A 9,236-nucleotide genomic window follows, 5' to 3' on the forward strand; every position below is an offset into this window, starting at 1 on the left:
AGGGGGACGTCGTTTTGCTCTGTCGATAGCAAGCAACTCGATCCCAAGACGCTCAGCTCTTCCCTCCCTTGCCGCCGGTCATGCCCTGCCAGAAGGCGCGCTGCAGCGTCTCGAAGCCCTCGATGCTGGCCGGCAGCCAGGTCTTCAGCATCGCCTCCGGTTCCATCGCCGCCAGGTTGGCGCGCATCCGGTCCTCCAGGTCCTTCAGCAGCGCCTGCTGCATCGGGCCGACATCCGGCAGCCCGAAGAAGGCGCGCGCCTCCTCCGGCGTGCAGTCGATATCGATCGAAACCTTCATCGGGATCCTCCGGCGGTGTTGGCGGCGTTATCCTGGCAGGAGAGTATAGCGTCCGGCGCCAGCGCCATTACAGACCGGGATATCGACATGCCCAACCGCCTCGCCGAGGAGACGAGCCCCTATCTGCTGCAGCACGCCGACAATCCGGTGGACTGGCAGCCCTGGGGCACGGAGGCCTTCGCCCGCGCCCGGGCCGAGAACAAGCCGGTGCTGCTCTCGGTCGGCTATGCCGCCTGCCACTGGTGCCATGTCATGGCGCATGAAAGCTTCGAGGATCCTGCCACCGCCGCGGTGATGAACGAGCTATTCGTCTCGATCAAGGTCGACCGGGAGGAGCGGCCGGACGTCGATACCATCTACCAGTCGGCGCTGGCGATGCTGGGGCAGCAGGGCGGCTGGCCGCTGACGATGTTCCTGACCCCGGACGGCGCGCCGTTCTGGGGCGGCACCTATTTCCCGCCGACCAGCCGCTGGGGCCGGCCCGGCTTCACCGAGGTGCTGCGCGCCCTGTCCGCCGCCTATGCCACCGAGCCGGAGAAGGTCACCGGCAATGTCGCCGCCCTGGCCGATGCCTTGGCCAAGCAGTCCGAGAACCAGCCCGGCGCCGGGCTGAGCCTCGAGGTGCTCGACCAGGTGGCGAAGCAGCTGGCCGGGCAGTTCGACCCGGTCTGGGGCGGTCTGCGCGGCGCACCGAAATTCCCGCAGCCGGGGCTCATCGAGCTGCTGTGGCGCGGCTGGCGGCGGTCGCGGCATAGAAGCTCCGGGGGCCCCGAATGGCGCGACGCGGCGCTGCGGACCCTGACCGCGATGAGCCAGGGCGGCATCTATGACCATCTCGGCGGCGGCTTCGCCCGCTACTCCACCGACGAGGAGTGGCTGGCGCCGCATTTCGAGAAGATGCTGTACGACAACGCCCAGCTGGTCGGCCTGCTGACCCTGGCCTGGCAGGAAACCCGCGATCCTCTGTACGCCGCCCGGGTCGAGGAAACGGTCGCCTGGATCGAGCGCGAGATGATCGCCGAGGGCGGTGCCTTCGCCGCGACGCTGGACGCCGACAGCGAAGGCGAGGAGGGCCGCTTCTACGTCTGGAGCGAGGCCGAGATCGACGCCGTACTCGGCGGACGCTCGGCCGCGTTCAAGCGGGCATACGACGTCACGCCAGACGGCAATTGGGAAGGCAAGACGATCCTGAACCGCCGGCACGACCCGGCGCTGCGCGATGCCGAGACCGACGCGGCGCTGGCGCAGGACCGGGCCGTACTTCTCGCGCGCCGGGCTGTACGCGTACGGCCCGGCTGGGACGACAAGGTGCTGGCCGACTGGAACGGGCTGATGATCGCGGCATTGGCCCAGGCCGGCCAGGCCTTCGACCGGCCCGGCTGGATCGCCCTGGCCGAGACCGCCTTCGCCGCGGTGGTCCGGCAACTCGGGGACGGCGACCGCCTGGCCCATGCCTGGCGCCGCGGCAAAGCCACCGCGCCGGGGCTGCTGGAGGACTATGCCGACATGGCGGCAGCGGCGCTGGCGCTGCACGAGGCGACCGAAACCCCGGCCTATCTCGAGCATGCCAAGCTGTGGGCCGCGGTGCTCGACCGGCATTTCTGGGATGGCGGCCGCGGCGGCTACTTCCTGACCGCGGATGACGGCGAGGCGTTGATCGTGCGCACCAAGAGCGCGTACGACGCCGCGGTGCCGTCCGGCAACGGCACCATGCTCGGGGTGCTGACGCGGCTGCACCACCTGACCGGCGACCGGCTGTACGCCCTGCGCGCCGATTCCCTGATCGCCGCCTTCACCGGCGAGCTGCAGCGCAACTTCATCCCGCTGGCCACCTGGCTGAACCGGGCCGAGGACCGGATGGAGCCGCTGCAGATCGTGGTGATCGGGCCGAAGCACGATCCCGCCACCCGGGCGCTGCTGCGGGCGGTGCACGGCCGGTCGCTGCCCGGGCGGATGCTGCTGCGGCTGGATCCCGGCGCGGCGCTGCCGGAGGACCATCCCGCCGCCGGCAAGACGATGCTCGACGGGCGGCCGACCGCCTATCTCTGCCGCGGGCCGGTGTGCCAGGCTCCGGTCACCACCCCCGAGGCTTTGCTGGAGCTGATCGGAGCATGACCCGCGCCACGCGAAGCCGGCCGGTGCTGGAGCGGGCCACCGCGACCATCGACACCCCGGTCGGCCCGGTGCGGATCACCGTGGCCGGCGGGGTGGTGGCCGCCGTCGACCATGTCCAGGACCCGCCCGACGAGGTGCCGCCGAAGGACAAGCTGCTGCGCAAGGCGATCCGCCAGATCGAGGAGTATTTCGCCGGCAAGCGCCGCCGCTTCGACCTGCCGATGGCCCCTGCCGCCAGCCCGTTCCAGCAGCGGGTGCGGCAGGCGGTGATCGACATCCCCTATGGCGAGGCCGCGTCCTATGGCGGCGTGGCCCATATCCTGAACAGCGGCCCGCGCGCGGTCGGCCAGGCCTGCGGCCGCAACGACCTGGTGCTGCTGGTGCCCTGTCACCGCGTCATCGGCGCCGGCGGCACCCTCGGCGGCTATGGCAGCGCCTCCGGCCTGGAGCGCAAGCGCCGGCTGCTGGAGTTCGAGGGCTATCCGGGAAAATTTCCGTCGAATTGAACCAACCTGACGGCGCTGTCACAGAGGTTTTTCGCCCGCCGTGACAAGGCTGCCGGGCTCCGGTTATCGTCCACCCCGCTTGATACGATTGCCTCGTCCACCGCAACGCTCGAGGGAGAGCGACTCCATGGCGACAGTCACCGTCACCGCTGCCGATGGCGGCCGCTTCAACGCCTATCTCGCCCGGCCCGCCGCGGGCTCCGGGCCCGGCATCCTCGTCATCCAGGAGATCTTCGGCGTCAACGCGGTGATGCGCCAGATCTGCGACGACCTGGCGGCCCAGGGCTATGTCGCCCTCTGCCCCGACCTGTTCTGGCGGCAGGAGCCGGGCGTCGACATCACCGACAAGTCGCAGGCCGAATGGGACAAGGCCTTTGCCCTGTTCAACGGCTTCAACGAGACCGCCGGCGTCGAGGACCTGATCGCCTCGCTGGCCACGTTGCGCGACCTGCCGGAATGCACCGGCCGGGCCGGCGCGATCGGCTACTGCCTGGGCGGCCGCCTGGCCTTCCTGATGGCCACCCGCTCCGACGCCGACTGCGCCGTCAGCTATTATGGCGTCGGCATCGACAAGCTGCTGGGGGAAGCTCCCGCCATCACCCGGCCGCTGCTGCTGCACATCGCCGAGAAGGACCGGTTCGTGCCGCCCGAGGCCCAGGACCAGATCCGCGCCCGCATGGCGTCGCTGCCGACGGTCGCGGTGCACACCTATCCCGGCCTTGACCACGCCTTCGCCCGCGTCGGCGGCGAGCATTACGACGCGGCCGGCGCCACCCTGGCGAACGACCGCACCGCCGCCTTCCTGAAGACCCATCTCGGCTGAGGGAACCCCATGGTCCACGCCATCCGCATCCATGAGACCGGCGGCCCCGAGACGATGCGCTGGGAGCCGGTCGACGTGCCGGCGCCCGGCCCGGGCGAGATCCGGATCCGCCACACCGCCATCGGCCTGAACTACATCGACACCTATATCCGCGGCGGCCTCTACAAGTCGCAGCTGCCGCTGGTGCTGGGGCAGGAGGCGGCCGGCGAGGTCGTCGCGGTCGGCCCGGACGTGACCGGCTTCAAGCCGGGCGACCGCGTCGGCTACGGCAACGGCCCGACCGGCAGCTATGCCGAGGAGCGGGTGATCCCGGCCGAGAAGGTGGTGAAGATCCCGGACGGCGTCACCGACCGCACCGCGGCCGCGATCCTGCTGAAGGGGCTGACCGCCTGGTACCTGCTGCGCCGCACCTTCCCGGTGCAGCCGGGCCAGACCATCCTGTTCCACGCCGCCGCCGGCGGCGTCGGCCAGATCGCCGCGCAATGGGCCAAGCATCTCGGCGCCACCGTGATCGGCACCGCCGGCGGGCCGGAGAAGGTGGCGCTGGCCCGCGCCGCCGGTTGCGACCACGTGATCGACTATTCGACCGAGGATTTCGTGTCCCGCGTCCGCGCCATCACCGGGGGCAAGGGCGTGCCGGTGGTCTATGACGGCGTCGGCAAGACCACCTTCGACGGCTCGCTCGACTGCCTGTCGCCGCGCGGCATGATGGTGACCTTCGGCAACGCCTCCGGCCCCGTGGCGCCGATCAGCCCGCTGGTGCTGTCGCAGAAGGGGTCGCTGTTCCTGACCCGGCCGACCCTCGGCAGCTACATCGCCACAAGGCCGGAATACGAGGCTGCGGCGGCGGAGCTGTTCGACGTGGTCGCCAAGGGCGCGGTGAAGATCTCGATCGCCCAGACCTATCCGCTGCGCGAGGCCGCCCAGGCCCATCGCGACCTGGAAGCGCGGAAGACCACGGGATCGACGGTGCTGCTGCCCTAGCGCGCAAGCCCGTATCCGGAAAGACGCCAGGCTGAGGCCGGACGGCGATATCCGCCGCCCGGCCTTCTTTCTAGGCCGATCCGCCGTCTCCCGACGCGCCGCTTCCGTGACGCCGTTGCCGGCATTTTTCTCCTCCCCTCCCATATGGGCATGCCCAGCCGCGGTGAAGGCGGGATACAGCGGTCTGAGAGGCCGTCCCGTCCATCAGCCCAGGAGGCAAGCCCATGGCGATCATCAGCGGCACCGCGAATGGCGACGTCCTCGCCGGGGGTGACGAGAACGACAGGATCGACGGCCTGGGCGGCAGCGACGTCCTCCTCGGCAACGGCGGCGACGACACGCTCAACGGCGGCGACGGCAACGACGAGCTCTATGGCGGCGGCGGCAGCAACACCCTGAATGGCGGCGGCGGCGACGACGCGGTCACCGTCACCCGGACGTTCGGCGACCCGGCCAGCGTCGACATCGTCAATGGCGGGGCCGGGGCCGACACGCTCATCGTGGATTTCGCCGGCGCCGACAGCCCGCTGACCTTCTCCTTGAACGGAACGAGCGGCGATGGCTCGGTCAGGTCCTCGAGCTTCGAGACGCTGATCTACACCGGCGGCAGCGGCAACGACACCGTCACCAGCGCCGCCGGCAACGACCAGCTCTTCGGCTATGCCGGCAACGACACGCTGGCCGGGGCGGCCGGGACGGACCAGCTCGACGGCGGCGACGGCGACGACGTGCTCCGCGGCGGGTCTGGCGCCGACCAACTCGACGGCGACGCCGGCATCGATACCGCCAGCTACTTCACCAGCGCGGTCGGGGTGACGGTGAGCCTCTCCACGGGCAAGGGCGCGGGCGGCGAGGCCCAGGGCGACACCCTGGCTGGCATCGAGATTCTCTCCGGCAGCCAGGGCAACGACACCCTCCTGGGCCATGGCGGCGCCAACACCCTGCAGGGCTGGAACGGCAATGACGTGCTCACCGGCGCCGGCGGCAAGGACACGCTGACGGGTGGCGCCGGGGCGGACCGCTTCGTCTACGTCGGCATCGCCGACAGCGTGGTCGGGGCCAATGCCGACCGCATCACCGATTTCAGCCATGCCCAGGGCGACCGCATCGACCTGTCGGCGATCGACGCCGACTGGGGGACGGCCGGCAACCAGGCCTTCACCTTCATCGGCACGGGCCTCTACAGCCATCAGGCCGGGGAGCTGCGCTATGCCGTCAACGGCGCGGACACGACCATCGCCGGTGACGTCAACGGCGACGGCACCTCCGACTTCCACATCACCCTCTCCGGCCACCTCGGCCTGGTTGCCGCGGATTTCGTCCTCTAGGGCGCCGGGATCACGGATTTCGCCGAGCTCCGGGCCGGCGGCCGGCCCCTCAACACTCGACCGCATCGGAGAACAGACATGAGCCAGGGTCTCAAAACCGCAGCCGCCGGGCTGATCGCGACGCTCGTTCTCATGGTGCCGCCGGCAAAGGCGGCGCAGAGCCAATCGGCAACCGTCAACGGCGTGGCCGTCGACCGCGTGACGTGGCGGGGTTCCGATGGCGGGCTGCGCACCGTCTCGCTCAAGCGCCAGGGCAACGGCAACCCGGGCAATGGCGGCTATGCCGTCCAGATGACGTATCCCTATCTGAAGAACGGCGTCTCCACCACGATGACCGTCAATGCGAGCGATTCCGGGGACGGCTTCGGCTATTTCGTCGCGCATGAGCGCTACCGCACATTCTCCGACGGCACCTCCGCGCCGATCGCGAACAAGATCTTCGGTGCCGATGATTCGCCGCTGGGCCGCAGCTTCGCGGTCACGGGCCGGATCGTGCCGAGCACCAGGAACCGCGTCATCGTCGAGTACAAGACGGCCTATCCGAAATACGGCACGATCAGCCCGAACGGCATCGACCCCGACACCGGCGAGGACAGCCCGCCGCTCGGCACCAGCCGGACGCTGTTCAAGCGCTATGACCTGCCGGTCACGATCACCTGGTATTTCCAGGACGGGGCCAACTGGCCGCTGATCGTCACGCAGGTCAGCCTCGCGCCCGTGCCGGGCCCCGACCGGGTCAGCTTCGACCTGCGCGGCCCCTACGGCAAGCTGAACTTCGATGGCGGCAGCAACCCGATCCGCCAGGTGATGTGGGCCGACCGCTACCACTTCACCACGACCACCGACCCGCTGACGCGCAACGCCACCTGGACCTGGACCGGGGCCAACACGGCCGCGCGGTTCTCGGCCCTGCTGGCCGGCCAGTTCGAGATGGGCCTGTTCGAGCCGGCGCCCTATTCCATGTCCGCCCTGCGCGACGGCTATTCCGATGGACGCGGCAAGACCTCGGCGACGTATAACGGCGGCAATGGCTGCCCGTTCCAGCAGCAGAAGCTGCCCTGCGACTACGAATGGCCGTACCAGTCGTCGCAATACGAGCTGCCCTACGACAACCCCAACGGCACCACGGTGTCGGAAAAGATGGCCTGGGGCTCGACGCCCTATTACGGCACCAGCCTCGCGGCCGTGTTTGATGGCGTCCAGTCGGTGCCGTTCAACGGCTTCCCGCAAAGCAAAATCATCGAATACCGGGTCTGCCTGGTCCTGGGCCCGCGGACGGCCGGCGGCCTGACCAAGGCCATCGCCGCGCGCACACCCGGCGGCTACGACTGCGCCGTGAAGCCCTCCGGCTCCTGACGATCCGGATCGGCCCGGCGTCCTCGACCCGCCTGCGGCAGGCCGGGGTCAGGGCATCGGCGCCACCGGGACGGCATAGGCCCGCAGGAAGGTGTCCACGCCGCTTTCGAGGCCATGGCGCATCCGCTCCTCGCTCGGCACCTCGATGCCGAGCTCGAGCCGCATCTTCATATGGCCGAGGATCAGGGCGCCGAACTGCTCGGCCGCCAGCTCCGCATCCGGCACTGCCAGCACGCCGCGCTCGGTGGCGGCGGCGAAGAACCGGGCCAGATGCGCCTTGCCCTGGCCCGGGCCGGCCTCATACATCGCCCGGCCGAGCTCCGGAAATCGGGCCGCCTCCGCCACGACGCTGCGGTACACCTTGTTCACGTCGGGATGCAGGATGAAACGCAGCAGCGTGCCGCCGGCCTCCATCAGCGCGGCGCGCAGGTCGTCCGGCGGCGGCGACATCGCGGCCAGCCGCTCGAACACCCGGCAGGCGCTGGCGACGATCGCCGCGAACAGATCCTGCTTGCTGGCGAAATGGGCGTAGAGCGTGGCCTTGGACACGCCGGCCTCGCGTGCGATCGCGTCCATGCTGGCCGCCTCATAGCCCTGCTCCAGGAAAACGGCATAGGCCGCCTTCAGGATCTGGTCCGGCTTCCGGCTGGCGGCGGCTGGCGGTGGAAGCGTCTCGGGGAAGGGACAGGTCATCGGCACATGGAACAGGAGAAAATCGAGCTAAACTGAACCGTTCAGTTTCGTCTTGACAAGAGATAGGGCAAATCGCACCTTCCCGCAACAAGACTGAACGGTTCAGTTCACCGAGTCCTCCCATGCGCAAGCCCATCATCGTCGTCGCGGCCATGGCCGCCATCGCCGTCGCCGGCTATTTCGGCTACCGGTGGTGGACCGTCGACCGGTTCTTCGAGACCACCGACAACGCCTATGTGCGGAGCGACACCACCACGCTCAGCCCGCAGGTCGAAGGCGCGGTGACGGCGGTTCTGGTCACCGACAACCAGATGGTGAAGGCGGGCGATCCGCTGGTCCGGATCGATGACCGCGACTACCGCGCCCAGCTGGCCCAGGCGAAGGCGGAACTGTCGGCCCAGCAGGCGACCCTGGCGTCGATCGAGCAGCAGCTGGCGCTGCAGGATTCGATGATCGCCCAGGCCAAATCCAGCGTCGACCAGGCGGCCGCGACCCTGACCCAGACCGGCAACGACCTGGAGCGGGCGCGCCGGCTGTGGGAGACGCGCAACGGCAGCCAGCAGGCCTTCGAGACCGCGGGCACCGAGCACAAGCGCGCCGACGCCGCGCTGGCCAGCGCCCAGGCGGCGCTGACCAACCAGCAGGGCCAGACGGCGATCCTGCAGGCGTCCCAGCGTCAGGCCCAGGCCCAGATCGAGAAGCTGACCGCCGCGGTCGACCTGGCCCAGATCAGCCTCGACCGCACCGAGATCCGCGCCCCGGTCGACGGCGTCGTCGGCAACAAGGGGGTCGAGGTCGGCCAGTATGTCCGGCCCGGCACGCAGCTCCTGTCCGTCGTGCCGCTGCCCAAGGTCTATGTCGTCGCCAACTTCAAGGAGACGCAGCTGGCCGCGATGCGCGTCGGCCAGTCGGTGACGCTGTCGGTCGACGCCTTCCCGGGCCAGAGCCTGACCGGCAAGGTCGAGAGCTTCGCCCCGGCCAGCGGCGCCGAGTTCAGCCTGCTGCCGCCGGAGAACGCGACCGGCAACTTCACCAAGATCGTGCAGCGCGTGCCGGTGCGCATCGCGGTGCCGGCCGACAACCAGCTCAGCGGCCTGCTACGCCCCGGCCTGTCGGTCGGCGTCGCGGTCGAC

Annotated in this window: 9 protein-coding genes; 7 read left to right on the top strand and 2 right to left on the bottom strand. The window is 69.8% G+C overall.

Annotated elements, in window-relative coordinates; all coding sequences use genetic code 11:
• Positions 1-52 precede the first annotated feature (52 nt).
• On the bottom strand, positions 53-298 hold the full coding sequence (locus P409_RS17465) for a DUF6489 family protein (RefSeq protein WP_034840205.1): 246 nt from the start codon (positions 296-298) through the stop codon (positions 53-55).
• Between the two features lie 87 nt (positions 299-385).
• Between P409_RS17465 and P409_RS17470 the strand changes: the two genes are divergently transcribed.
• The 6 genes from P409_RS17470 (at position 386) to P409_RS17495 (ending at position 7,410) form a co-directional block, all read left to right on the top strand.
• The gene (locus tag P409_RS17470) at positions 386-2,413 is read left to right on the top strand and encodes a thioredoxin domain-containing protein (RefSeq protein WP_034840207.1); all 2,028 of its coding nucleotides are present in this window, start codon (positions 386-388) and stop codon (positions 2,411-2,413) included.
• The gene (locus P409_RS17475) at positions 2,410-2,919 is read left to right on the top strand and encodes a methylated-DNA--[protein]-cysteine S-methyltransferase (protein ID WP_052120831.1); all 510 of its coding nucleotides are present in this window, start codon (positions 2,410-2,412) and stop codon (positions 2,917-2,919) included. Before P409_RS17470 ends, P409_RS17475 begins: the two co-directional genes overlap by 4 nt.
• 127 nt (positions 2,920-3,046) lie before the next feature.
• Positions 3,047-3,742, top strand: a complete 696-nt coding sequence (locus tag P409_RS17480) for a dienelactone hydrolase family protein (protein WP_034840209.1) — start codon at positions 3,047-3,049, stop codon at positions 3,740-3,742.
• Positions 3,743-3,751: 9 nt separating this feature from the next.
• Positions 3,752-4,726: a quinone oxidoreductase family protein gene (locus tag P409_RS17485; protein WP_034840211.1), complete on the top strand. Its 975-nt coding sequence runs from the start codon at positions 3,752-3,754 to the stop codon at positions 4,724-4,726.
• Between the two features lie 224 nt (positions 4,727-4,950).
• Positions 4,951-6,054, top strand: a complete 1,104-nt coding sequence (locus P409_RS17490; protein WP_052120833.1) for a calcium-binding protein — start codon at positions 4,951-4,953, stop codon at positions 6,052-6,054.
• A 78-nt stretch (positions 6,055-6,132) separates the two neighbouring features.
• The gene (locus P409_RS17495; protein ID WP_034840213.1) at positions 6,133-7,410 is read left to right on the top strand and encodes a hypothetical protein; all 1,278 of its coding nucleotides are present in this window, start codon (positions 6,133-6,135) and stop codon (positions 7,408-7,410) included.
• Between the two features lie 48 nt (positions 7,411-7,458).
• On the opposite strand, the gene P409_RS17500 is transcribed toward P409_RS17495, so the two are convergent.
• On the bottom strand, positions 7,459-8,103 hold the full coding sequence (locus P409_RS17500; protein ID WP_052120835.1) for a TetR/AcrR family transcriptional regulator: 645 nt from the start codon (positions 8,101-8,103) through the stop codon (positions 7,459-7,461).
• 122 nt (positions 8,104-8,225) lie between these two features.
• Here P409_RS17500 and P409_RS17505 point away from each other — a divergent pair.
• A partial coding sequence (locus tag P409_RS17505; RefSeq protein WP_034840216.1) for an HlyD family secretion protein occupies positions 8,226-9,236 on the top strand: 1,011 nt, incomplete at its 3' end.

This window comes from Inquilinus limosus MP06 (genome assembly GCF_000767795.1).
Lineage (GTDB): Bacteria > Pseudomonadota > Alphaproteobacteria > DSM-16000 > Inquilinaceae > Inquilinus > Inquilinus limosus_E.